Here is a 22,096-nt window from a genome sequence, read left to right as displayed (position 1 = left end):
GACAACTCAGACGAGCCAGACGGCCGTGTCCGGCGGCAGCTGGTCGCCGTCCATCGGACCCGACGACAGCAGCACCTGACCGGGCGGCAGCGGCACCGAGGCACCGGACGTGTTCAGCGCGCAGATCAGGCCGCCGCCCTTGCGGCGGAACGCGAAGCAGCCCGCCGGGGCGCCGTACCACTCGAGCTCGTCGCCGCCGAAGCCCGCGTTGGACTTGCGGTGCTCCAACGCCTCCCGGTACAGCGACAGCATGGAACCGGGGTCCTCCAGCTGGGCTTCCGCCGTGAGGTGGTCCCACTCGTTCGGCTGCGGCAGCCAGGTGTTGACGGCCGTCGAGAACCCGAACGGCGGCGTGGTGCCCTCCCACGGGATCGGCACGCGGCAACCGTCCCGGCCGCGCTCGCTGTGGCCGGAGCGTTCCCAGGTCGGGTCCTGCAGGGCCCAGTCGGGGAGCTCGACGTTGGGCAGGCCCAGCTCCTCGCCGTTGTAGAGGTAGATCACGCCCGGCAGCGCCAGCTCGACCAGCGTCATCGCGCGGGCCCGCTGCTCGCCCAGCGCACCGCCGCCGTACCGCGACACGTGGCGCACCACGTCGTGGTTGGACAGCGTCCACGTGGCGGGCGTGCCGGTCAGCGCGACGGCGCCCAGCGAGTGCTCGATGGCCGTGCGGACGGCGTCGGCGTCGAAGTCGGCCTCGACCAGGCGGAAGTTGAAGCCCAGGTGCAGCTCGTCGGGGCGGACGTAGGCGGCGAAGCGCTCGTCGTCCTTCACCCAGATCTCGCCGACGGCCATCGTGCCGGGGTAACCGTCCATGACCTTGCGGATCATGCGGTGGATCTCGTGCACGCCGTCGTTGTCGAAGCGCGGGTCGTGCGCGTCGTCGGACAGCACGCCCGGCGCGTGCATCGAACCCTGTTCCATGTCCGGGAGCCCGTCGGGCTTGGCCATGCCGTGCGCCACGTCGATGCGGAAGCCGTCGACGCCGCGGTCCAGCCAGAAGCGCAGGGTCTGCTCCAGGTCGGCCCTGACCTCGGGGTGGTCCCAGTTGAGGTCGGGCTGCTCCGGCGCGAACAGGTGCAGGTACCACTGGCCGTCGGGCACGCGGGTCCAGGCGGGGCCGCCGAAGACGGAGACCCAGTTGTTCGGCGGCTGGGAGCCGTCGAAACCGCGGCCCTCGCGGAAGATGTAGCGCGACCGCTCCATGCTGCCGGGACCGGCCAGCAGCGCCTCCTGGAACCACTCGTGCAGGTCGCTGGTGTGGTTCGGGACGAGGTCGACGGTCACGCGGATGTTGTGCTCGTGCGCGTCCGCCACCAGCCGGTCGAACGCGGCCAGGTCACCGAACAGCGGGTCCACGTCGCGCGGGTCCGCCACGTCGTAGCCGTGGTCGGCCATCGGCGAGCGGTAGAACGGGGTGAGCCAGAGGGCGTCGACACCGAGCAGTTCCAGGTAGCCGAGGCGAGACCGGATGCCGTCGAGGTCGCCGACGCCGTCGCCGTTGGAGTCGGCGAAAGAGCGCACGTACACCTGGTAGAAAACGGCGTCACGCCACCAGGCGGACTCTTCGGCGATCTCGGGGCTGAGGTCGGAGGATCGTCGCACGGGGGGTCATCCTGCCTTACGTTTCGCTGCGAAAGGACCCGATCGGGTGATGGGCGATCAAGACCAGCTGTTCATCAGGCTGTTCGCGGCCATCTCCAGGTAGTCCCAGAGCTGCTTGCGCTTGTCCTCGTCCAGGCCGGCTTCGTCGACGGCGATCCGCATGCAGCGCAGCCACGCGTCCCGTTCGATCGGTCCGATCTTGAACGGCACGTGACGCATCCGCAGCCGTGGGTGGCCGCGGTTCTCGGAGTAGGTGTGGGGGCCGCCCCAGTACTGCATCAGGAACAGCCGCAGGCGCTCCTCCGCAGGTCCGAGGTCCTCTTCCGGGTACAGGGGCAGGAGGACGTCGTCGGCCTTCACCTCTTTGTAGAAGCGCGCGACGATGCGGTGAAACGTCTCCTCGCCACCGACCTGATCGAAGAAGCTCACGGGGTTGCCCACACAACCATCCTGACTCACGCGAGCCACCGCGCGCAGGCCGCCCCGGCTATTGATTCCGACACAGCGGCGTGAACTGGCGGTTCGCTGGGCGAGACCCGTCTCGAATGGGTGTTCTAACTCACCCGGCCGAACCGGCTACTTGGCCGTGAAGCCTGCCTCTTCGAGCGCGGCCACGAGCTGCGCGCGCAGGTTGCGCTGGACCGCCCACTGACGGCCTGGGCGCGTCTTCACGGTGACCCGCAGGGTGATGTTGTCGGCCGTGAACTTCTCCACGCCGAGGACCTCGGGCTTGGCCGTGATGTCCGTCTTGACCGGCTCCGTCTCGGCCACCTCCGCGACGCGGCGTTCCAGCACCTTGGTGGCCTCGGCGAGGTTCGCGCCGTAACTCAGCGGCAGGTCCACGACCGCGACCGCGAAGCCCTGCGACGAGTTGCCGACGCGCAGGATCTCGCCGTTGCGGACGTACCAGACGGTGCCGCCCGTGTCGCGGATCGTGGTGGTGCGCAACGCCACGGCCTCGACCGTGCCGGTGATCGCCGGGCCGAGGTCCACGACGTCGCCGACGCCGTACTGGTCCTCCAGCAGCATGAACATGCCGGACAGGAAGTCCTTGACCAGGTTCTGGGCGCCGAAACCGATGGCGACGCCCAGGATGCCCGCCGAGGTCAGCACCGGCGTGATGTCCAGGCCGACCACGATCATGATCTCGAGGAAGGCGATTCCGAAGATCAGGATCGTGACGATGGACTGCAGCACCGAGCCGATGGTCTTCGCCCGCTGCTCACGGCGCTCGGACACGAGGTTCCCGAGCGCTTGAGGCGCGCGTTCGCGCAGAGGCTTGAGCAGGCCCGGCTTCTTGCCTTCCTTGCCGGGCGTGGTGATCCGGTTGATGACCTTGCGCAGCAGGGCCCTGATCACGAAGGCGGCGATCAGGATCACGACGATCTTGATCGCGCCCGCGATGAGGGCAGGACCGTGCTCCTCGAAGAACTTGACCGCCTGCGCGGTCTTGTTCGCGGCGTCATCCACTGGACTCGTCGCCAACACGTGCTCGTGCCCTCCTACAACTCCATGCCGGTGGCATTGGCCAAAAACGTCAGCTGGTCCACGGCGAGAGCGACCGTCCGGCTGACCGAACGGCCCGCGTGACCGACCTCGGTCTCGCGCCTGATCAGCACGGGGTGCTTGGCCGGATCACTTGTCGAAGCGTGCTGCAAAGCCGCGCACATCTTCCTGGCGTGGTTGGGATCCACGCGCGAATCCGACTCGAACACCGTGAACAGCACCGAAGGGTACTCAACATCGGCTTCGACGCGGTGGTACGGAGAGTAGGACAACAGCCAATCCAGCTCCTCGGAAACGCTTGCGCTGCCGTATTCCTCGGCCCACAGGCGCCCGAGCAGGAACTTCTCGTAGCGCACCATGTCGAGCAGTGGCGCTGAGCACACCACGGCCGCGTAGAGCTCGGGACGTTGCGTGAGAGCGGCTCCGACGAGCAGACCGCCGTTCGAGCCGCCCATGATCGAGAGCTGCTGCGGCGTGGTCCAGCCGTCACGCACCAGACGTTCTGCCGCGGCGTGGAAGTCGTCGAACACGTTCTGCTTGTTGGCGCGCATGCCGGCGACGTGCCACTCCTCGCCTTCCTCGTCACCACCGCGCAACGACACGTGCACCCACACGCCGCCCGCTTCCACCCACGCCAGGGTGTTCGCGCTGTAGCCGGGGCCGCGGCCGATCGCGAAGCCGCCGTAGCCGGTGAGCAGCGCGGGCCTCGGCAGGTCCGGCTTCTGCTCGCCGCTCACGACGAACATCCGCACCGTCGTGCCGTCCTTGGACGTGTACGCGATCTGCTGGGTCGTCACGGTCGGCAGCTCGACCCGGCCCGGAGCGGCCTCGTGCAGCACGGTTTCGCCGCTGGAGGTGGAGAAGCGGAACACCGAGCTCGGAGTGACGAAGTCCGTCCACCCGAACCACAGCACGTCCCGGTCGTGGTCGGTCCGAGCGTCCACAACGGACATCCCGTGCAGCGAACCGGTGCTCGGCAGCGGAATCGCCTGCTTGTGCGCCCCGGTCGCGACGTCGTGCAGGTGCAGTTCGGACACCGCGTGCCGGGTGCGCAGCACGACGAGGTCGCCGTCGAGCCAGCGCACGTCGTCCAGCACCGAGTCGGCTTCCTCGCTGACCAGCTCCGTCCACTCGGTGGGGTTCGCCGGATCGGCCACGCAGACGCGGAACCGCGGCGCGTCGAGCGAGGTGTGCAGGTAGAGCCTGCCGTCACGGGCCACGAACGCCGAGCACTGCACGCCCGCGTCGGACAGGATCACGGGCTTGAGCGCGCCATCGCCGTGCAGGTCCGCGATCCACACGGAATCGCGCCGCACCGTGCCGGGCGCGCCGTTGACGACCAGCCAGCGGCCGTCGTGCGACAGGTTCAGGCCGTAGTAATAGGTGTGGTCGAGGCCGTCACCGTGCACGTTGACGTCGGTGACGGGATCGGTGCCCACGCGGTGGCGCCACACGCGGCGATGGAACAGCTTCTCGTCCTCGGGCAGCAGGGCCGGGTCGAGCTGGCGCACGTAGAAGAACTCCTCGCCACCCGGCAGCCAGCCGACGGGGGAGTAGCGGCACCTGTCGATCGGGCCCTCGATGAGTTCGCCGGTGGCGACGTCGATCACGTGCAGCAGCGAGTGCTCGTTGCCACCGACCGACACCTGGTACGCGAGGCGCGTGCCCTCCAGGCTGGGCGACCAGCCGTCCAGTGTGGTCCGGCCCGACGGGTCGAGGGTGCTCACGTCGAGCAACACGCGTTCGGTGCCATCGGTCTCGCGCACCATGACGACGGGGTGGTCCTGCTCGGGGCCGCGGCGGGTGAAGAACGCGCGACCGGCGCGCCAGGCCGGCGTGGACACCGAACCCGTGCGCATCAACTCCTTCAGCCTCGTGTCGAGGCGGGCGCGGCCCGGCATCGCGTCCAACCAGGAGCGTGCGAGCACGTCCTGCGCCTGTGACCACGTCTCGGTGCGGGGATCCGCCGTGTCCTCGAGCCAGCGATACGGATCCGCGACTGCACGCCCGTGAATCGGCTCGGCGAGGTTTAGCCGCTCGGCGATCGGGTAGGTGATCGTCGCAGGCAGTGGAGTGGAGTGTGCCTCTGTCACCTTGTCAAGAGTAGCGGGCGATGAAAACCATCCCCGATAGGGAGCTGTTAACCCCTGGTTTGATCACACATCCGTGACGCGTCGCTTATCACACGTGATTTTTTCCTGGTATGTGTGGTCTCCTATGGCTGAACCGGTGGAGGTGGTCGCGTGCCAGACCGACAACCGACCCCTATCGGCGCCTCGGTAAGTGCTGAGACCGCGCCGACGGTCCCCCCATGCCGGAAACAGGCCGAGTTGCGGGCCGTTCCCGATCGGGATCGAGATGGGGGAGGTTCCGGTCCGACGCCGGCGGTTTTCCCCTGGGGAAGACGCAAAGTTCTGCTGCTGAACGCCACGTTCGAGCCGCTCACGGCGTTATCACTGCGCCGGGCGGTCGTCCTGGTGGTGTGCGGCAAGGCCGAAGTCGTGCACGGAGACGCCTCCGGGCTGGTGCTGCACTCGTCGAAGTCCGAGGTGCTCGTGCCGTCCGTGATCCGGCTGAGCACCTACGTCCGCGTGCCTTATCGCGGTCGCGTGCCGATGACCCGTGCCGGGCTCATGCATCGCGACCGGTATCGCTGTGCCTACTGCGGCGGGCGCGCCGAGACGATCGACCACGTCGTGCCGCGTTCGCGTGGCGGACCTCACACCTGGACGAACTGCGTCGCGTGCTGCGCGAAGTGCAACCACCGCAAGGCGGACAAGTTGCTGTCCGAACTGGGGTGGCGGCTGCGCGTCGTGCCTGCCGCGCCACGTGGTCCGCACTGGAGGCTGCTCGCCGGGGTGGCCGAGGCCGATCCGCAGTGGTTGCCGTACCTGGGTGAACCCGCGGCCTGATCTGGTTCCGGGTCAGGCCGCCAGGGTGAAGTCGTCGCGGCGGGCCGTGATGCGCACGGAGTCGTCGAGCGCGGTGATGCGCACCGAGTCCTGCTGCGCGGTGATGCGGACGCTGTCGGCGGCGGTGATGCGCACCGAGTCGTCCATCGTGATGCGGACGGAGTCCTGGGCCGTGATGCGGACCGAGTCCTGCTGAGCCGTGATGCGGACGGAGTCGTCGTGGGCCGTGATCCGCACGGAGTCCTGCTGAGCGGTGATCCGGACCGAGTCGTCGAGCGCGGTGATCCGGACGGAGTCGGCGCACGTGATCCTGACCGAATCGCTCGCCGTGATGCGCACCGAGTCGTCCATCGTGATGCGGACCGAGTCGGAGGCGGTGATGCGCACCGAATCGGACGCAGTGATCCGAACGGAGTCACGCGCAGTGATGCGAACGGAGTCACTTGCCGTAATACGCACTGAATCGTCCCTGTAGCTCGGAAGAGTGATGGTGGTGGCCTGGGGGCGGGTGGTCAGCAACATTTTGTGTCCTCCAGGACGCTCGGTGGGGCTGCGCAAGAGCCGTATAGGTGAAAAGCTAAGAGGTGGGTGTTCCGGGAACAAGACCCCAAACCGGCACCCGTTCGCATCCGTCCGGGTGAGGCCTGACCGGGTGTAACCGCTGCGCCGCACGAGAGCACTCATTGCCTCTACTGGCCGGTATGGACACGCTCAGTAACGTTCATTCTGATGGAACGTGACGTGCGTCATACCCCTCAGGGCGTGGGCGGACGTGGTTTCCGGGTGCTCACCGGCGCTTGGGCGGTGTCGCTCGTCGGGGACGGCGTGCGCATCGTCGCCATGCCGTTGTTCGCCGCCGCAAGTACCCGCAGTCCGCTCGCGGTGTCCGCTGTGGCGGTCGCCACAACTCTGCCCTGGTTGCTCGTCGCGTTGCCGGCGGGGGCGCTGGTGGACCGCTGGAGGCCGCGAAACGTTGTCGTGGTGGCACATTGGCTGCGCGGCGGGGTGACCGGAGTGCTCGCTCTCGCGGTCCACACCGGACACGCCACGGTTGTCGTCCTGTGCGCCACCGCCTTCGTGCTGACCTCAGCGGAGACGTTCGCGGACTCGGCGTCGCAGGTGCTGCTGGTCGAACTGGCGGGCAGGGACGGGCTGGAGGCGGCGAACGGCAGGTTCGTGGCGGTCGAGACGGTCGGCATGGACCTCGCAGGCCCGCTGGCCGCCGCGGTGCTGTTCTGGTGGGCGCCGGCGGCCTGTTTCGCGCTCGACGCGGCCAGCTTCGTGGTCGCCGCGCTGCTGATGTCCCACGTGCCAGACGTCGCTCCGGAACGGGTTCGGGGCGATCTTCGCGGCGGGCTGGCGGAGGGCGCGCGGTTCCTCCTGCGGACCCGTGGCCTGCGGTCACTGGTAGTTGCCGTTGCAATCACAGCTTTCTGTGCGGCCGCCGCCAACGCCATGCTGGCGCTCTACTCCATCCAGGTACTCCGCCTCGCCGAACCGGTGGTTCCCGCCCTGGTCGTGTGCATGGCGACGGGTGCTCTGCTAGGCGCCTGGCTGTCCCCGCGGCTCGCGCGGCGCTGGGGCGCTGGTCGCGTGATGGCCGGGTTCCTGGCGCTGCTCGGCGCGGCGTTCGCGGTGTTCGGTCTGGTGCCCTGGCTGGTGGTCGCGGTGCTCGCGTGCCTGCTGTTCGGCGTGGCGTCGGCCGGCTGGAACGTGCTGTCCGCGACCAAGCGGCAACGGCTCACACCAGGACCGATGATGGGCCGCGTGACGAGCGCGTACCGGGTGCTCGCGTGGGGCCTCTCGCCGCTCGGCGCGGGCCTCGCCGGACCGCTCGCCGCGGTCACGTCGCTGGGCACCGTCTACGTCGTGGCGGGCTCGATCGTGGGAATGACCGCGATCTTGCTGGCCCGGCCTCTCATCCGCGGCTGAGTTCGGCTACCGTACCGGTCCGTGACCATCGTGGAGACCGTTCTCGTCTTCGCGCTGATCCCGCTGGCTCTCTACGGCGTGATCATGCTGCTGACGTTGAGGCCCAAGGCCACCCGGATTCCCCGGTACCGGCCCGGCCAGGAGTGGGGCTACGCCCCGGTGTGGTGGAACGCGAACCCTGCCGGGTTGAGCGACGGCCACCACAGCACCGCCGAGCCCGCAGTCGAGGGCTCGACCGCCAAGGGAGGCGCCCGTGGCAACTGGTAAAGCGATCGAGGCCGTCGACCCGTCGACGCTGCCCGTCGGCGCCGTCGTGACGAACAGCGGACGCGTCTCCGCTGCCAAGATGTACGAGCCGCACGCTCCCGAGCTGCCGTTCAGCGCGACCCAGCTGGCGCAGCTCGACGAGGCGCTGACGCTGTCCAGCCGCAGCACGGGCCTCGACTTCAGCGTGTACCTGGGCGAGCTCGGCTCCGCCTCGCGCGAGCGCGCGAGCGAGCTGCACGCCTCGACCGTGCGCCCCTCGCACCACGTGCTGGTGGCCGTGTCGCCGGGTGAGCGCGTCGTCGAGATCGTGACGGGCGAGGAGTCGCACCGGCGGCTGGCCGACCGCGGCGCCAAGCTCGCCGTGATGAGCATGGTGGCGTCCTTCAAGGAGGGTGACCTCGCGGGCGGACTGGTGTCCGGCCTGCGCATGCTGACCGACCAGGCCGGCGCGGCACCGCGTTCCTGATTCTCGTCGTGAAAGGCCCCCGGTTCAGGCCGGGGGCCTTCTGCTTTCCGGGGTTGTTCCGCCATCAACCGAGCCGGGCGGCGACCGAGTTCTGCGCCACCACGAGATCGCAGATCCGCTCCCAGCCGAGCTTCCGGTACAGGTGCACACCTTCCGCCGACGAGAACAGCAGCCCGGTCTTCGCCCCGTCCGCCAGCGCTTCCCGCACCAGCGCGCCCATCACCACGCTGCCGAGACCACGTCGCCGGTGCCCGCCCGAGGTCTCGATCCGGTGTGCCACCGCGTCTTCGCCGACCACCGGCATCAATCCGCTCGCGGCTCGCTCGCCGTCGGAGGTCAGCACGCGCACCTGGATGACCGGATCCCTGGCCACCTCGACGGTGTATCCCGCGGGCGCATCGAACAGGGGATGGCCGGCGAGCTCGCACCGCATGAACGTCTCGTCCGGCCGGCACACGATCAGTCCCGCCTGCTCGATCTCCGCGGTCACCTTCTCCGGCTCGTGGGTCAGCACGCTGAGCCAGTTCGGTTCCTGTGTCGCCGCGACGATTCGTGCCGCGGCGGGGTCGGTGGCGATCCACTCGAACTGCCTGCGCGACCGGTTCACGCGGACGACCAGGTACCCGTCGCGACGCTCGGACGTCAGCCCGTCCGCGGCGATCCAGCCGCGATGCCAGCGTTCGAGCAATGCGTTGATGTCGTTCACAGTTCCCCCAAAGAACGGCCCCGTGACGCCATCAAAGCGTCACGGGGCCGTCCTGGCAACGTAGATCAGGAGCGGTCGAACTCCTGGGCCGCAAGGGCGCGCACGATGCCCGCGCGACCTTCCGAGACCAGGCGGCGCAGGGCCGGCGGCCGGTCCTCCGCGAGCCACGCGTCGGCAGCCTCCACAGTGGACCTCGCGATCGACCACGCCGGGAACATGCCGACCACCATGGACTGCGCGCGCTCGGAGGTGCGGCGGTCCCACACGCCCTTCACGTCGGCGAAGTAGCGCTCGACGTAGGGCGCCAGCAGTTCCTTCTGACCGGGGTGCGAGATGCCGGCGATGATCGCCTCGCTGACCGCGTTCGGCAGGTCGTCGTCGTTCACCGCGCGGTCCCAGGCCTCGTCCTTGGCGGCCGTGGTCGGGCGCAGGGCGCGGGTCTGCTGGGCGCGGCGGTGGCCGGTGGAGGTCGGGTCGCGCTCCTCCTCGGCACTGATCTCCGGCAGGTCCGCCTTGCCGTGCGCGACGAGCGCCTGCAGCAGACGCCAGCGCAGGTCCGTGTCGACCTCGAGGCCTTCCAGCCCGGCGGAGCCGTCGTACCAGCCGCGCAGCACGTCCACAGTGGACTCGTCGAGCACCGACGACGCCAGTGCGTTCACGAACGCCAGTTGGTGGTCCGACCCAGGCTCGGCGGCCTGGGCCAGTTCCAGGGCCTTCGCCACGAACCGGCGCCAGCCCTCCGCGCGCCACGTGTCGTCCGCGTAGGACGACAGCGAGGTCTGCGCCTGCAGCAGAAGCCGTTGCACGACACCGACTTCGGACTCGGAGTGCAGGCCACCCAGCACCAGGTTCACGAAGTCGCGGGCCTTCAGCTCGGCCTCGCGGGTCATCTCCCACGCGGCCGACCAGCACAGCGTGCGCGGCAGCGGCTCGGCGATGTCGGAGATGTGGTCGATCAGCGCGGCCAGCGAGTCCGGGTCGAGGCGCATGGTGCAGTACGTGAGGTCGTCGTCGTTGACCAGCACGATCTTGCCGCGGTGCACGCCGACCAGCTCGGGGACCTCGGTGCGGTCGCCCGTCACGTCCAGCTCGTGGCGGTGCGTGCGGACCAGCTTGCCGGAGCCGTCGTCGTCGTAGACGCCGATCGCGATGCGGTGCGTGCGCAGCTCGCCGGCACCGGGACGCGCGCCGCCCTGCAGCACCGCGAACTCGGTGAAGCGACCCTGCGCGTCAACGGTGAACTTGGGGCGCAACAGGTTCAGGCCGGTCGTCTCGAGCCACTGCGCGCTCCACCACGACAGGTCGCGGCCGGAGGCTTCCTCCAGCGCGCCCAGCAGGTCGGCGAGCGTCGCGTTGCTCCAGGCATGCTTGGCGAAGTAGACCCGCAGGCCCGCCAGGAAGTTCTCCAGCCCGACGTACGCGACGAGCTGCTTCAGGACGGAAGCGCCCTTGGCGTAGGTGATGCCGTCGAAGTTGACCTCGACCGCCTGCACGTCGGAGATGTCGGCGGCGACGGGGTGCGTGCTCGGCAGCTGGTCTTGCCGGTAGGCCCAGGACTTCTCGATCTTCGCGAACGTCGTCCACGCCTGGCGGTACTCGGTGGCCTCGGCCTGCGCGAGTACGGACGCCCAGGTGGCGAACGACTCGTTCAGCCACAGGTCGTCCCACCAGCGCATGGTCACCAGGTCGCCGAACCACATGTGCGCCATCTCGTGCAGCACGGTCTCCGCGCGCCGCTCGTAGAGGTAGCGGGTGACGCGGCTGCGGAAGACGTAGTCCTCCAGGAACGTGACGCAGCCCGCGTTCTCCATCGCGCCCGCGTTGAACTCCGGCACGAAGCACTGGTCGTACTTGCCGAACGGGTAGTTGACCCCGAACGCCTGGTGGAAGAACCCGAAGCCCTGCTTGGTCTCGGTGAAGAGCCGTTCGGCGTCCATGTGCGGCGCGAGCGAGGCGCGGCAGTAAATGCCCAGCGGGATGCGGAAGTCGCCCTCCACGAACTCGTCACGCCACTCCGCGTACGGGCCGGCGACCAGCGCGACGATGTAGGTCGACATCGGCTTGGTGGTGGCGAACGTGTGCACGTCCGCGCCGCCCTCGCCGTCCTCGGTGGCGATGATCTCGCCGTTCGAGATGACCTTCCAGTCGTGCGGCGCCGTGACCTTCATCGCGTAGACGGACTTGAGGTCGGGCTGGTCGAAACACGCGAACATGCGCTTGGCGTCCGCGGTCTCGAACTGGGAGTACAGGTAGACACCGCCGTCGACGGGGTCGACGAACCGGTGCAGGCCCTCGCCGGTGTTCATGTACCGGCAGTCGGCTTCGATCGTCAGCTCGTTGGTGTCCGCGAGGTCCGGCAGCTTGATGCCGTCCTCCTCGCGATACCCGGAGACGTCGAGCTCGCTGCCGTTCAGCACGGCACGGTGCACGGTCGCCGCCACGATGTCGATCCACGAGGAAGCACCCGGAGTCCGGCTGCGGAACACCACGGTGGTGGTGGAGCGGAACGTGTCCGAACCCGGCTTTCCGCCGCCGTCGGTCAGGTCCAGCTCGATCCGGTAGGACTCCACTTCCAGCAGCTCAGCACGTTCCTGAGCCTGGTCGCGGGTGAGGTTGGGCGCGGCCACTGGTCACCTCGTCTGCCGCGCGGGTGGTTACGCGCTGACGTCGTCGGGAATGGTTATGACTCCCGCATCCAATCACGGAACCGGCGTACGGGAAGAGATGAGAGGGTGATCTCGTTGGGCTGATGGGGCGATAAGCCCACTTACCGTCACTGAAGGGGCACGCATGGCCGACAAGGCGAAGGTCGATTTCTACTTCGACCCTCTTTGTCCGTTCGCCTGGATCACGTCCAGGTGGATCCTCGAGGTGGAGAAGGTCCGCGACATCGACCTCAGCTTCCACGTGATGAGTCTTTCCGTGCTGAACGAGGGGCGCGACCTGCCCGATCAGTACAAGGAGCTGATGACCAAGGGCTGGGGTCCGGTCCGCGTCGCCATCGCCGCCGAGCAGAAGTTCGGCAACGAGGTGCTGCCGCGTCTCTACACCGCGCTCGGCACCCGAATCCACAACGAGGACAACAAGAACTTCGACGAGGTCATCCCGCTGGCCCTCGCGGACGCCGAGCTGCCGGTCGAGCTGGCCGAGGCCGCGAACTCGACCGAGTTCGACGAGGAGCTGCGGGCGAGCCACCACCGCGGCATGGACCCGGTCGGCATGGACGTCGGCACGCCGACGATCCACATCGACGGCGTCGCGTTCTTCGGCCCGGTGCTGACCAAGATCCCGCGCGGCGAAGAGGCCGGGCAGATCTTCGACGGTGCCCGGCTGCTGGCCGGCTACCCGTACTTCTTCGAGCTCAAGCGGACCCGCACGGGCGAGCTGGACTTCAGCTGATTCAGCGCCGTGACCGGCGAAGGCTGACGGTCACGGCACTACGTGGTCTGACCTGCGGCGACGGTTTCTGTCGGTGGTGCTCGCTAACGTCTCTGGACATGGCACACCACCGCGTAGAAGTCCTGGTCCAGGGGCCCTGGTCGCTCGCGACCTCACGGGCGTTCTGGGAGGGCTTCACGCCGTCGGCGCTGCCCCAGCGCGAGGGCGAGGCGCTGCGGTCGGCGTTCCTGGTCGAGGGTGAGTGGCGCCGTGCTTCGGTCTCCGTGACCCAGCGCGGCGCCACTGCCGTTCTGGAGCTCGCCGGGGCCGGTGACCTCGATCTGGCGGCGGCGCAGGTCTGCCGGTTCCTGTCGCTGGACGTCGACGGGCGGGCGTGGCCCGATGTCGGTGCGCGGGATCCGGTGATCGCGGAAGCGCAGGCCGCGTTGCCGGGCCTGCGGCCGTGCGGGTTCTTCTCGCCGTACGAGGCGGCGGCGTGGTCCGTGCTGTCGCAACGGGTCCGGATGTCGCAGGCGGCTGCGGTGAAGGCCGCGCTGGTCCGGGATCACGGCGGCGTGTTCCCGGCGCCGGCGGTGTTGCGGTCGCTGGACCTGGACCTGCCGGGGCGCAAGCCCGAGTACCTCCGCGCGGTGGCCGATGCCGCGCTGGACGGGCTGCTGGACGCGGTCACGTTGCGTTCGATGAAACCTGCTGCCGCCGTCCTGGCGGTGCAGCAGGTCAAGGGGCTGGGGCCGTTCGCGGCCGAGCTGGTCGTGTTGCGCGGGGCGAACGAGCCGGACGCCGTGCCGCACAACGAGACCAGGCTCACCGACGAGGTCAGCGAGCGGTACGGCCGGCCGCTGGCCGAGGTGTCCGAGGCGTGGCGGCCGTTCCGGACGTGGGCTGCGGTGCATCTCCGGGTGCTGCGGGAGCGGCGGATCGGGGGTGCGATGGCTGCTGCGGGTCGCTGAGCGCCGTTGTGATCGCTCCTGCGCGGAAACGACCTCCACTGTGATGGCCCCATCGCGGACGTGACCACCGCGAGCCGATGTGACAGGCTGGGCCGTTGTCAGCGCAGTGGTGTCACATCCGCCAGGAGGGCTCTCGTGATCGAGGTCGTCAACCCCGCCACCGAGGAAGTCATCGGCACGCTCGCCGAAGGCACACCGGCCGACGTCGACACGGCCGTGGCCGCCGCGGTGGCCGCCTTCCCGGCGTGGTCGCAGACCTCGGTGGAGGAACGGGCGAAGGTGGTCCGGGCGATCATCGACGGCCTCCGGGAGCGCGCGGACGAGATCGCGGCGACCATGACCCGCGAGATGGGCACACCCATCACGTTCAGCCGAAAGGTGCAGGTCGCGAACCCCATCGCCATCGCGGAGGGCATCGCTGGCGTGCTGGAGCGCGGCTACTTCGAGCCCGAGGAGATCGGCCACTCGCTGGTCCTCCGCGAGCCGATCGGGGTCGTCGCCGCCATCACGCCGTGGAACTTCCCGCTGCAGCAGATGGTCGCGAAGGTCGTGCCGGCTCTCGCCGCGGGCAACACCGTGGTGCTCAAGCCGAGCGAGCTCGCGCCGGGGACCGCCGACCTGCTCACGGAGATCATCACGGCCACCGTGCCGGAGGGTGTCTTCCAGCTCGTGCACGGCACCGGGCCGGTCGTCGGTGAGGCGCTGGCCGTGCACCCGGACGTGGACATGGTGTCGTTCACCGGGTCCACGCGGGCCGGGCGGCGGGTGTCCGCCGTCGCCGCCGAGACGGTGAAGCGGGTCGCGCTCGAACTGGGCGGCAAGTCCGCGTGCGTCGTGCTCGACGACGCCGACTTCGGGCGGGCGGTGAAGATCGCGGTCGCCAACTCGTTCATGAACAACGGGCAGGCGTGCAGTGCCTGGACGCGTCTCCTGGTGCCCGCCGACCGGCATGACGAGGCGGTGCAGATCGCTGCTGCGGCGGCTGCCAAGTACACCTCGGCAGATCCGGCGGACGCGTCGACGCGCATCGGTCCGGCGGTGTCGGCCGCGCAGCGCGACCGCGTGGTCGGGTACATCCGCAAGGGTGTCGAGGAAGGTGCCCAGCTGGCTGCCGGTGGACCGGATGCGCCGCTGCCCCAGGGGTTCTACGTCGCGCCGACGGTGTTCGGCGGGGTGACGCCGGAGATGACCATCGCGCAGGAGGAGATCTTCGGGCCGGTCCTGGCGGTCATGCCGTACGCGGACGAGGACGACGCGGTGCGGATCGCGAACTCCACGGTGTACGGCCTGGCGGGTGCCGTGTTCTCGGCGGACACCGACCGGGCGCTGCGGGTGGCGAAGCGGCTGCGGACCGGACAGGTCGACATCAACGGGGCTGCGTTCAACACGAGCGCGCCGTTCGGCGGCTACCGGCAGTCGGGCAACGGCCGCGAGTTCGGCAGGTTCGGGCTCGACGAGTTCTGCGAGATCAAGTCTGTTCAGCGGTAATTGAGCTGCGAGACCAGCCGGAGCGGCGTATCACTGCCGCTATGGCTGACTCGGCGCTGAGCATCAGGACCATCGACGAATCCGACCTCATCGAGTTCCAGCGGGTCATGGCGTGGGCGTTCCTCGACGACCCGTCGGGCGTGGACAGCAAGTGGGTCAAGGTCCTCGAGCTGGACCGCACCCACGCGGTGTTCGACGGTGACGAGATGATCGGTACCGCCGGTGTCCTCAGCCGCGAGCTCACCGTCCCCGGCGGTCTTCAGGCCCCGGCCGGCGCGGTGACGGTCGTGACGGTGAAGCCCGGCCATCGGCGTCGCGGCGTGGCGTCGTTGATGATGAAGACGCAGCTGCACGGCATGCACGAGTCGGGCGAACCGATCGCGATCCTCTGGGCGTCGGAGGGCTCGATCTACCGGCGGTTCGGCTACGGCGAGCTGGCCACCAGCCTCAACCGGATGAGGATGCCGACGCGGATGGCCTTCCACTCCGGTGTCGCGGTGAGCGATGCCCGGATCCGGCAGGTGTCGCGGGAAGAGGCGCTGCCGTTCATGCGCGAGGTGCACGACCGGGTGCGGCGCACGAAGGTCGGCTGGCTGAACCGGGTCGAGCAGACATGGGACGTGCAGCTCGCTGACCGCGAGGTCGACCGCGACGGCCTCACCTCGTACCGCTACTGCCTGCACCCCGAGGGGTATGTGGTGTTCCGGGCCAAGGCGGCGGGCAGCTCGCGCGGGCCGGCGGACGAGCTGCACGTGCGGGAGCTGGTGTGCGAGACCGAGCAGGCGTACGTGGACCTGTACCGGTTCCTGCTGGACATCGACCTGGCGGCCGAGATCTCCTTCTACACCGCGGCCGACGACCCGATCGTGCACATGGTCGACAACCCGCGGAAGGTGGGGCGTGACCTCGGCGACGCGCTGTGGGTGCGGATCGTCGACATCGACCGCGCGCTGCCGCTGCGCCGGTACTCGTCCGATGTGGACAGTGTGCTGGAAGTCGAGGACACCTTCTGCCCGTGGAACTCCGGCCGTTGGCGCTTCACCGTGAAGGGCGGCGAGGCCGTGGTGACCCGCACCGAGGACCCGGCGGACGTGTCGCTCGACGTCGCCTCGATCGGGTCGGCTTTCCTCGGTGGTGTACGGCTTTCCGTGCTCAGGCGGGCACACCGCGTGGTCGAGCACACGCCGGGTCATGTGGACGCGTTGACGGCGGCGTTCCTGGGTTCGCACGAGCCGCATTGCCCGGAGGTGTTCTGACGGAACTCAGGGCAACTGTTGCTCGTTGACGGTTCACCGGGTGTGGGAGGTAAAGCCGTGGGCACCGTTGTGCTGATCGTTCTGGTGGTCCTCGTGATCGCTGGTGTGTTCTACCTGGTCAACGCGAGCAACGCGCGCAAGGCGCGGGAGCTCGACGACGCCAAGGCCGAGGCGCGGCGCTGGGTCGAGCGACTGGGCGGGCAGGTGATGAGCCTCTCCGGCACGGACACCGCGTCCACGCAGGCGATGGCGGACGCCTCCGAGCGCTTCACGGCCGCCGGGTCGCAGATGGAGCAGGCGCGCACGATCCCGCAGGCGCAGCTGGTCACGCAGACCGCGATGGAAGGCCTGCACTACGTGCGCGCCGCCCGTGAGGCCATGGGCATGGACCCCGGTCCCGCGCTGCCCGAGACCGCGGGTCAGGCCAAGGCCGGTGCCGTCAGCGAGGACCGCCGTGTCACCGTCGAGGGCCACCAGTACGCCGCGTCGCCGCACGCCGGTTCCGGCACGCCGCACTACTACCCCGGTGGCATGGTCGCCGGGCGTCCGGTGCCGCGCGGCTGGTACTCCGAGCCGTGGTGGAAGCCCGCGCTGGTGGCCGGCGCCTGGGGTGTCGGCACGTTCCTGCTGATGGACGCCATGTTCTCCGGCATGCACGGCATCGGCGACTACGGCATGGCCGATGCGGGCATGGGCGACGTCGGCATGGGGGACGTGGGCGACATGGGCGGCGCCGCCGACATGGGTGACGCTGGCGGCTTCGACTTCGGCGGGTTCGACTTCTAGCGGCTGAAAGTGCTCATCAAATGAGCACTTTCCGGCCGAACCCCAGAACTACCCCGCCCAAAATTTTCAGGGCTGGCAGCCAGGGCACCAGAAGAGGTTGCGCGCTGCCAGTTCCGTGGTCATGACCTCGGTGCCGCAGATCAGGCACGGCTCACCGGCACGGCGGTAGACGTACACCTCACCGCCGTGCCGATCCACGCGTGGCGCACGACCCATCGCCCGCGGCATGTGCTCGGGGCGAACGGTGTTGATCTGGCCGACCTTCACGCCGTCCTTCATCAGCACGACCAGGTCGTCCCACAGGGTGTCCCACAGCTCGCGGCTGACCTTGTTGCCGGCCACCAGCGGGTTCACGTTGTGCCGGAACAGCACCTCGGCCCGGTAGACGTTGCCGACCCCGCCGATGATCTTCTGGTCCATCAGCAGCACGGCGAGCGGCTGGCGGGACCGGATGATCCGCTCGTACGCAAGGTCCGGATCGGCGTCCTTGCGCAACGGATCGGGGCCGAGCCGGTCGCGGATCGCCTTGACCTCGTCCTTGTTGAGCACCTCACACGCGGTCGGCCCGCGCAGGTCGGTCCAGTGCGTCTCGCCGACGAGACGCATCCGCACCTGACCGACCGGCAGAAGGACCGGCAGCGGTGACTCGGTGAAGGTCCCGTACAAGCCGAGATGCACGTGCACGATCGCGTCCGGTCCGTACACGTGGAACAGGTGCTTGCCGTGCGCCTCGGCCCTGACGAGCTTGCGGCCGTCCACAAGGGACGCCGAAAAGCGCCCTTGCGGACTGGTGACGGACACGGGCTTGCCCGCGTACCGGCGCTGGTGCAACCGCGCGAGGCGGTGCAGCGTGTGGCCCTCTGGCATCAGTATTGGCTCAGTCTGGGATCAGCCGATTTTGCCGGTCTCTTCGTACTCGGTGAGCAGGCCGATGCGCCGGGCGTGACGGGCCTCGTCGGAGAACGGCTCGGCGACGAACGCGTCGACGATCGCGAACGCCTCCTCCGTCGTGTGCTGGCGGGCACCGAGGCCGATCAGGTTGGCGTTGTTGTGCTGCCGCGAAAGCCGGGCGATCTCGGGGTTCCACGCCAGTGCGGCGCGGGCGCCCTTCACCTTGTTCGCGGCGATCTGCTCGCCGTTGCCGGAGCCGCCGATCACGACGCCCAGGCTGCCGGCGTCGGCGACGACACGGGTCGCGGCGTCGATGCAGAACGGCGGGTAGTCGTCCTCGGCGTCGTACTCGTACGGCCCGACGTCGATCACCTCGTGGCCCTGGCTCGCGAGATGCTCGGCCAGAAGGCCCTTCAGCTCGAAGCCTGCGTGGTCAGCTCCCAGATAAACGCGCACGTCACCGAGTCTGACACGCTGGTGGGTGTGTTCAGCCAGGAGGGGTACCAGCTGAGGCTGGAGTGGGGACCTGAGGGCATCACGGCGCTCAAGGCCTGTGACGTGCTGATTGTCGTGGACGTGCTGTCGTTCACGACCTCGGTCGACCTGGTGGTCGGCAACGGCGGCCAGGTGCGACCGTCGCGCTGGAAGCCGTCATCTGGGAGGACGTTGCGACCAGCATCACTCGTCGGCGCCACCGGACTGGTCGAGCTGCCGTCACCGAACGGCTCGAACCTCTGCTCGCTGGCGGCCGAGACCGGTGCGCACGTGCTCGCCGCCTGCCTGCGCAACGCTGCCGCCGTCGCCGAACGGGCTGCCGAGCTGGGGGAGACCATCGGTGTCGTCCCCGGTGGCGAGCGCTGGGGCCTCGACATCCTCACCGCGGGTCCTCGCGAGTTCGGGCCGCTGCGCCCGTGCATCGAGGACTACCTCGGCGCTGGGGCGGTCCTGGCTGCTCTGTCTGGCAAGGCCTCACCCGAGGCACAGCTCGCCGCGACGGTGTTCATGAACACTGACGTCGCGGCCGCGGTGCGGGACTGCGGGTCGGGGCGGGAACTGATCGAGAACGGCCACGCCGCCGACGTCGATCTCGCCGTCGAGATCGGTGTCAGCACCGCAGCGCCGGTGCTGGTGGACGGGGTGCTGCGGTGATCGAGATCGCGGCCGGCGTGTTCATCCGCCGGCACACCGAGCTGGACCTGACGCTGGGATTCATCACCGGATCGGGTGACTCGCTGCTCGTGGACTCCGGGATGGACCCCGCGCTCGCGACCGAAGTGCATCCGTCGCGAATCGTGTTGACGCACAACCACTTCGACCACGTGCTCGCGACGGAGGCGTTCCTGCCGTGCGAGGTGTGGGCGCACGAGGACTGCGTGGTGGACAAGAGCCTGCTCGAAAGCCGCGCCAAGTACTACGCGGAGCCGTTCGAAGGCACGCTCATCTCACCAACGCACACGTTCCGCGACACCGTCACTCTGGACGTCGGCGGACGCCGGGTCGACCTGTACCACTTCGGTCCCGCGCACAGCTCGCACGACGTGATCGTGCACGTGCCGGACGTGGACGTGGTGTTCGCGGGCGACCTGGTGGAGGAGGGCGCACCGGCTCAGGCCGGCTCGGACGCCACGCCGCAGAACTGGCGCAACGTCCTGGACCGGCTGCTGGAGCTGCACCCGCGGATCATCGTGCCGGGTCACGGGAACCCGGTCGACGCGAAGTTCGTGCGGGAGATGGCTATCCCGGCGGCCAGCTGAGGCCGCGCCCGCCCAGGAGGTGGCAGTGCACGTGGAAGACGGTCTGGCCGCCGTCCTTGCCGGTGTTGAACACGAGCCGGTAGCCCGACTCGTCGACGCCCTCGGACTTCGCGACCTGGTGCGCGGTCGTGAGGATCTGCCCGGCGAGCACCGGGTCGACGTCGCCGATCGCCTGGTGGTGCTCCTTGGGGATCACCAGCACGTGCGTGGGCGCCTTGGGGTCGATGTCGCGGAACGCGAGCGTGGTGTCGGTCTCCGTCACCACGGTCGCCGGGATCTCGCCCGCGACGATGCGGCAGAACAGGCAGTCGGTCACCCGCGCATCGTATTCGGTGCCGGACCAGTGCCAGGCCGGTGTCAGATCAGTGCGGGATTGGTACGGCTGGTCGCTGTTGTTCTGACTCACCTGCGATAAATCATGGCGGGATGAAGGGCACCAAGATGCTGGTCATCGTTCGGTGCCTCATCAGTTTCGCGATCGGAGTACTGCTCGTGGTCCTCGCGATCCGCTTCGGTGAGGCGCTCTGGCGCGCGTTCCAGTCGTAGGTTCTTTCCGGTCCCAGTTCTTCAGTGGACGAAGCAGAACTCGTTGCCCTCCGGGTCGTGCATGACCTGGAAGCTGCCCTTCTCGTCGGTGTGCACCACACCGTCACGCGTCGCACCGAGGCTGACCGCCTTCACGACGGCGGCCTCGATGTCGGCGACCTCGAAGTCGAGGTGCAGCCGGTTCTTCACGTCCTTGCGCTCGGGCACCGGCTGGAACGACATCCGCAGTCCGCCGGGCGGTTCGACGTGTGCCCACCCGTGCTCGCGGTTCACCGGCTCACCGCCGAGGAGCTCGGCCCAGAACCGCGCGAGCCGGCTCGGGTCGTTGCTGTCGACGACGATCTGCTCAAGCCGCATCGGTCAGGCCTCCACCAGGTTTTCGCGTGCCCAGTTCTTGCGCGCCCAGTCACAGCACATGTCGAGCAAGCCCAGCAGCTTGCGGCCGTGCTCGGTCAGCTCGTACTCGACGCGCGGCGGGTTCTCGTCGAACTCGGTGCGCGTCACCGCGCCCTCGCGCTCCATCGCCCGCAACGTAGAGGTGAGCACTTTGGCCGTGACCGCGGGGATCTCCGCGCGCAGCTCCGTGAACCGCCGCCGCCCGCCGGCCAGCCCGCGCAGCACGTGCGCGGTCCACTTGTCACCGACGCGGTAAGGCAGTGCGTCATGCCGGCATTCCACCTGCTCACCCCCGATATCGTTGCGGTAACCGGACATCCGCACCCTACCTTCGCGCTCATGGCGAAGATCGTTGTTTTCGGAGCGTCCGGCCGGGCAGGCCGCGAGATCGCCCGCGTGGCGCAGGCGCGTGGCCACGAGGTCACGAAGATCGGCCGGGACCCCGGCGTGCACGCGGCGGCGGAGGTGGCCGCCGGGTACGACGTAGCGGTGAGCGCGGTGGTGGACCTCGCGAAGGACCCGGCCGAGTTCTACACCGAGGCGGCCCGCGCGCTGGTGGCGTCCGGTGCCGGCCGAATCCTGGTAGTCGGCATCTACACGTTGCTGGAGACCGAGCCGGGCGTGCGCGTGATCGACAGCCCGGACTTCCCGGCCGAGCACCGGCCGTTCTGCCTCGGGCACGCGGCGGGCGTCGAGGTACTGGCCGAATCGGACACCGACTGGCTCGTGATGAGCCCGGCCGGCATGTTCGGCGGCACCACGAGGGGGAAGTACCGGATCGGCGCGGTCGATCCGGGCGATGAGGTGACGTACGAGGACTTCGCACTGGCCGTAGTGGACGAAATCGAACGACCCACCCACGCCCGCACCCAGATCGGAGTGGCCTCAATGTGAGCTAGCTCATAAGGATTGGGGGTCCGGGGGCGTGCCCCCGGCGGGGTCTGGGGGCTTGGCCCCAGAAAAAATGCGAGAGGCCGACGCGGTCTGCGCAATCCGCAGACATGCGTCGGCCTCGGCCACGAGCGGGCGACGGGAATCGAACCCGCGTAGCTAGTTTGGAAGACTAGGGCTCTACCATTGAGCTACGCCCGCGTTGCCCCCCTTGCGGAGGGCTGCGGTTAATACCTTAGCGGGTGGCGGTACTCTGGTGACAACCGGGGCGTGGCGCAGTTTGGTAGCGCACCCGCTTTGGGAGCGGGGGGTCGCAGGTTCAAATCCTGTCGCCCCGATCGGTTGACG

The 22,096-nt window shown here is 69.0% G+C and carries 24 protein-coding genes and 2 tRNA genes; 13 read left to right on the top strand and 13 right to left on the bottom strand.

Translation table 11 applies throughout. The annotated features are described in order from the left end of the window. Positions 1-6 precede the first annotated feature (6 nt). From ACIA8G_RS18840 to ACIA8G_RS18825, 4 genes are all read right to left on the bottom strand, one after another. The gene (locus ACIA8G_RS18840) at positions 7-1,602 is read right to left on the bottom strand and encodes a glycoside hydrolase family 13 protein (protein WP_396419821.1); all 1,596 of its coding nucleotides are present in this window, start codon (positions 1,600-1,602) and stop codon (positions 7-9) included. 57 nt (positions 1,603-1,659) lie between these two features. Then, a complete protein-coding gene (locus ACIA8G_RS18835; protein ID WP_396419820.1) occupies positions 1,660-2,043 on the bottom strand; it encodes a globin in 384 nt (127 codons plus the stop codon). A gap of 135 nt (positions 2,044-2,178) precedes the next feature. Then, positions 2,179-3,072 carry a mechanosensitive ion channel family protein gene (locus ACIA8G_RS18830; protein WP_396419819.1) on the bottom strand — a complete coding sequence of 298 codons (894 nt, stop codon included), beginning with the start codon at positions 3,070-3,072 and terminating at the stop codon, positions 2,179-2,181. 32 nt (positions 3,073-3,104) lie between these two features. Beyond that, positions 3,105-5,201: a prolyl oligopeptidase family protein gene (locus tag ACIA8G_RS18825; protein ID WP_396419818.1), complete on the bottom strand. Its 2,097-nt coding sequence runs from the start codon at positions 5,199-5,201 to the stop codon at positions 3,105-3,107. Positions 5,202-5,351: 150 nt separating this feature from the next. Here ACIA8G_RS18825 and ACIA8G_RS18820 point away from each other — a divergent pair, with 150 nt between their 5' ends. Beyond that, complete coding sequence (locus ACIA8G_RS18820; RefSeq protein ID WP_396419816.1) at positions 5,352-6,020, top strand: HNH endonuclease; 669 nt, start codon at positions 5,352-5,354, stop codon at positions 6,018-6,020. Positions 6,021-6,032: 12 nt separating this feature from the next. Here the strand turns inward: ACIA8G_RS18820 and ACIA8G_RS18815 are convergent, their stop codons facing one another. After that, on the bottom strand, positions 6,033-6,407 hold the full coding sequence (locus tag ACIA8G_RS18815) for a DUF2345 domain-containing protein (RefSeq protein ID WP_396419815.1): 375 nt from the start codon (positions 6,405-6,407) through the stop codon (positions 6,033-6,035). Positions 6,408-6,749: 342 nt separating this feature from the next. Between ACIA8G_RS18815 and ACIA8G_RS18810 the strand changes: the two genes are divergently transcribed. From ACIA8G_RS18810 to ACIA8G_RS18800, 3 genes are read left to right on the top strand one after another with little or no spacing between them, the layout of a single operon-like run. Next, entirely contained in the window at positions 6,750-7,952 is a 1,203-nt protein-coding gene (locus tag ACIA8G_RS18810) for an MFS transporter (protein ID WP_396419814.1), read from the top strand. Positions 7,953-7,973: 21 nt separating this feature from the next. Beyond that, positions 7,974-8,219, top strand: a complete 246-nt coding sequence (locus tag ACIA8G_RS18805) for a hypothetical protein (RefSeq protein WP_396419813.1) — start codon at positions 7,974-7,976, stop codon at positions 8,217-8,219. After that, positions 8,206-8,685 (top strand): DUF5130 family protein, encoded by a 480-nt coding sequence (locus tag ACIA8G_RS18800; protein ID WP_396419812.1) that lies wholly within the window; start codon positions 8,206-8,208, stop codon positions 8,683-8,685. Before ACIA8G_RS18805 ends, ACIA8G_RS18800 begins: the two co-directional genes overlap by 14 nt. Before the next feature lie 64 nt (positions 8,686-8,749). Here the strand turns inward: ACIA8G_RS18800 and ACIA8G_RS18795 are convergent, their stop codons facing one another. Both ACIA8G_RS18795 and pepN read right to left on the bottom strand, forming a co-directional pair. Next, a complete protein-coding gene (locus ACIA8G_RS18795) occupies positions 8,750-9,391 on the bottom strand; it encodes a GNAT family N-acetyltransferase (RefSeq protein WP_396419811.1) in 642 nt (213 codons plus the stop codon). A gap of 65 nt (positions 9,392-9,456) precedes the next feature. Further along, complete coding sequence (gene pepN / locus ACIA8G_RS18790) at positions 9,457-12,018, bottom strand: aminopeptidase N (RefSeq protein ID WP_396419809.1); 2,562 nt, start codon at positions 12,016-12,018, stop codon at positions 9,457-9,459. A 163-nt stretch (positions 12,019-12,181) separates the two neighbouring features. On the opposite strand from pepN, the gene ACIA8G_RS18785 reads away from it, so the two are divergent. From ACIA8G_RS18785 to ACIA8G_RS18765, 5 genes are all read left to right on the top strand, one after another. Next, on the top strand, positions 12,182-12,790 hold the full coding sequence (locus ACIA8G_RS18785) for a disulfide bond formation protein DsbA (protein ID WP_396419808.1): 609 nt from the start codon (positions 12,182-12,184) through the stop codon (positions 12,788-12,790). Between the two features lie 98 nt (positions 12,791-12,888). Then, positions 12,889-13,740 carry a DNA-3-methyladenine glycosylase family protein gene (locus tag ACIA8G_RS18780; protein ID WP_396419807.1) on the top strand — a complete coding sequence of 284 codons (852 nt, stop codon included), beginning with the start codon at positions 12,889-12,891 and terminating at the stop codon, positions 13,738-13,740. Between the two features lie 135 nt (positions 13,741-13,875). After that, a complete protein-coding gene (locus ACIA8G_RS18775; RefSeq protein ID WP_396419806.1) occupies positions 13,876-15,228 on the top strand; it encodes an aldehyde dehydrogenase family protein in 1,353 nt (450 codons plus the stop codon). 41 nt (positions 15,229-15,269) lie between these two features. Then, positions 15,270-16,484 carry a GNAT family N-acetyltransferase gene (locus ACIA8G_RS18770; RefSeq protein WP_396419805.1) on the top strand — a complete coding sequence of 405 codons (1,215 nt, stop codon included), beginning with the start codon at positions 15,270-15,272 and terminating at the stop codon, positions 16,482-16,484. Positions 16,485-16,541: 57 nt separating this feature from the next. Continuing rightward, positions 16,542-17,270: a hypothetical protein gene (locus ACIA8G_RS18765; RefSeq protein ID WP_396419803.1), complete on the top strand. Its 729-nt coding sequence runs from the start codon at positions 16,542-16,544 to the stop codon at positions 17,268-17,270. Between the two features lie 66 nt (positions 17,271-17,336). Here the strand turns inward: ACIA8G_RS18765 and ACIA8G_RS18760 are convergent, their stop codons facing one another. Together ACIA8G_RS18760 and ACIA8G_RS18755 are read right to left on the bottom strand one after the other, a co-directional pair. Next, positions 17,337-18,137 (bottom strand): Fpg/Nei family DNA glycosylase, encoded by an 801-nt coding sequence (locus ACIA8G_RS18760; protein WP_396419802.1) that lies wholly within the window; start codon positions 18,135-18,137, stop codon positions 17,337-17,339. Between the two features lie 21 nt (positions 18,138-18,158). Continuing rightward, complete coding sequence (locus tag ACIA8G_RS18755; protein ID WP_396419801.1) at positions 18,159-18,617, bottom strand: ribose-5-phosphate isomerase; 459 nt, start codon at positions 18,615-18,617, stop codon at positions 18,159-18,161. Between the two features lie 21 nt (positions 18,618-18,638). Between ACIA8G_RS18755 and ACIA8G_RS18750 the strand changes: the two genes are divergently transcribed. Together ACIA8G_RS18750 and ACIA8G_RS18745 are read left to right on the top strand one after the other, a co-directional pair. After that, positions 18,639-19,310 carry a 2-phosphosulfolactate phosphatase gene (locus ACIA8G_RS18750; RefSeq protein ID WP_396419800.1) on the top strand — a complete coding sequence of 224 codons (672 nt, stop codon included), beginning with the start codon at positions 18,639-18,641 and terminating at the stop codon, positions 19,308-19,310. Next, a complete protein-coding gene (locus tag ACIA8G_RS18745; protein ID WP_396419799.1) occupies positions 19,307-19,915 on the top strand; it encodes an MBL fold metallo-hydrolase in 609 nt (202 codons plus the stop codon). Before ACIA8G_RS18750 ends, ACIA8G_RS18745 begins: the two co-directional genes overlap by 4 nt. Here ACIA8G_RS18745 and ACIA8G_RS18740 read toward each other — a convergent pair. From ACIA8G_RS18740 to ACIA8G_RS18730, 3 genes are all read right to left on the bottom strand, one after another. Next, entirely contained in the window at positions 19,896-20,231 is a 336-nt protein-coding gene (locus tag ACIA8G_RS18740) for a histidine triad nucleotide-binding protein (protein ID WP_396419798.1), read from the bottom strand. The two genes, ACIA8G_RS18745 and ACIA8G_RS18740, sit on opposite strands and share 20 nt — an antisense overlap. A 251-nt stretch (positions 20,232-20,482) precedes the next feature. Then, on the bottom strand, positions 20,483-20,818 hold the full coding sequence (locus tag ACIA8G_RS18735; protein WP_396419797.1) for a VOC family protein: 336 nt from the start codon (positions 20,816-20,818) through the stop codon (positions 20,483-20,485). Positions 20,819-20,821: 3 nt separating this feature from the next. Next, entirely contained in the window at positions 20,822-21,139 is a 318-nt protein-coding gene (locus ACIA8G_RS18730; protein WP_396419796.1) for a winged helix-turn-helix transcriptional regulator, read from the bottom strand. Between the two features lie 57 nt (positions 21,140-21,196). Between ACIA8G_RS18730 and ACIA8G_RS18725 the strand changes: the two genes are divergently transcribed. Next, on the top strand, positions 21,197-21,751 hold the full coding sequence (locus tag ACIA8G_RS18725) for an NAD(P)-dependent oxidoreductase (protein WP_396419795.1): 555 nt from the start codon (positions 21,197-21,199) through the stop codon (positions 21,749-21,751). Between the two features lie 127 nt (positions 21,752-21,878). On the opposite strand, the gene ACIA8G_RS18720 is transcribed toward ACIA8G_RS18725, so the two are convergent. Next, a tRNA-Gly gene (locus tag ACIA8G_RS18720) sits at positions 21,879-21,949 on the bottom strand. Positions 21,950-22,012: 63 nt separating this feature from the next. Here ACIA8G_RS18720 and ACIA8G_RS18715 point away from each other — a divergent pair. Next, positions 22,013-22,086: transfer RNA gene (locus tag ACIA8G_RS18715), tRNA-Pro, on the top strand. Positions 22,087-22,096 lie beyond the last annotated feature (10 nt).

Origin of the sequence: Lentzea sp. NPDC051213, from assembly GCF_044455585.1 — a bacterium.
Lineage (GTDB): Bacteria > Actinomycetota > Actinomycetes > Mycobacteriales > Pseudonocardiaceae > Lentzea.
The sequence above is the reverse complement of the archived record's forward strand: the minus strand, read 5'-3'. Positions and strand labels throughout refer to the sequence as shown.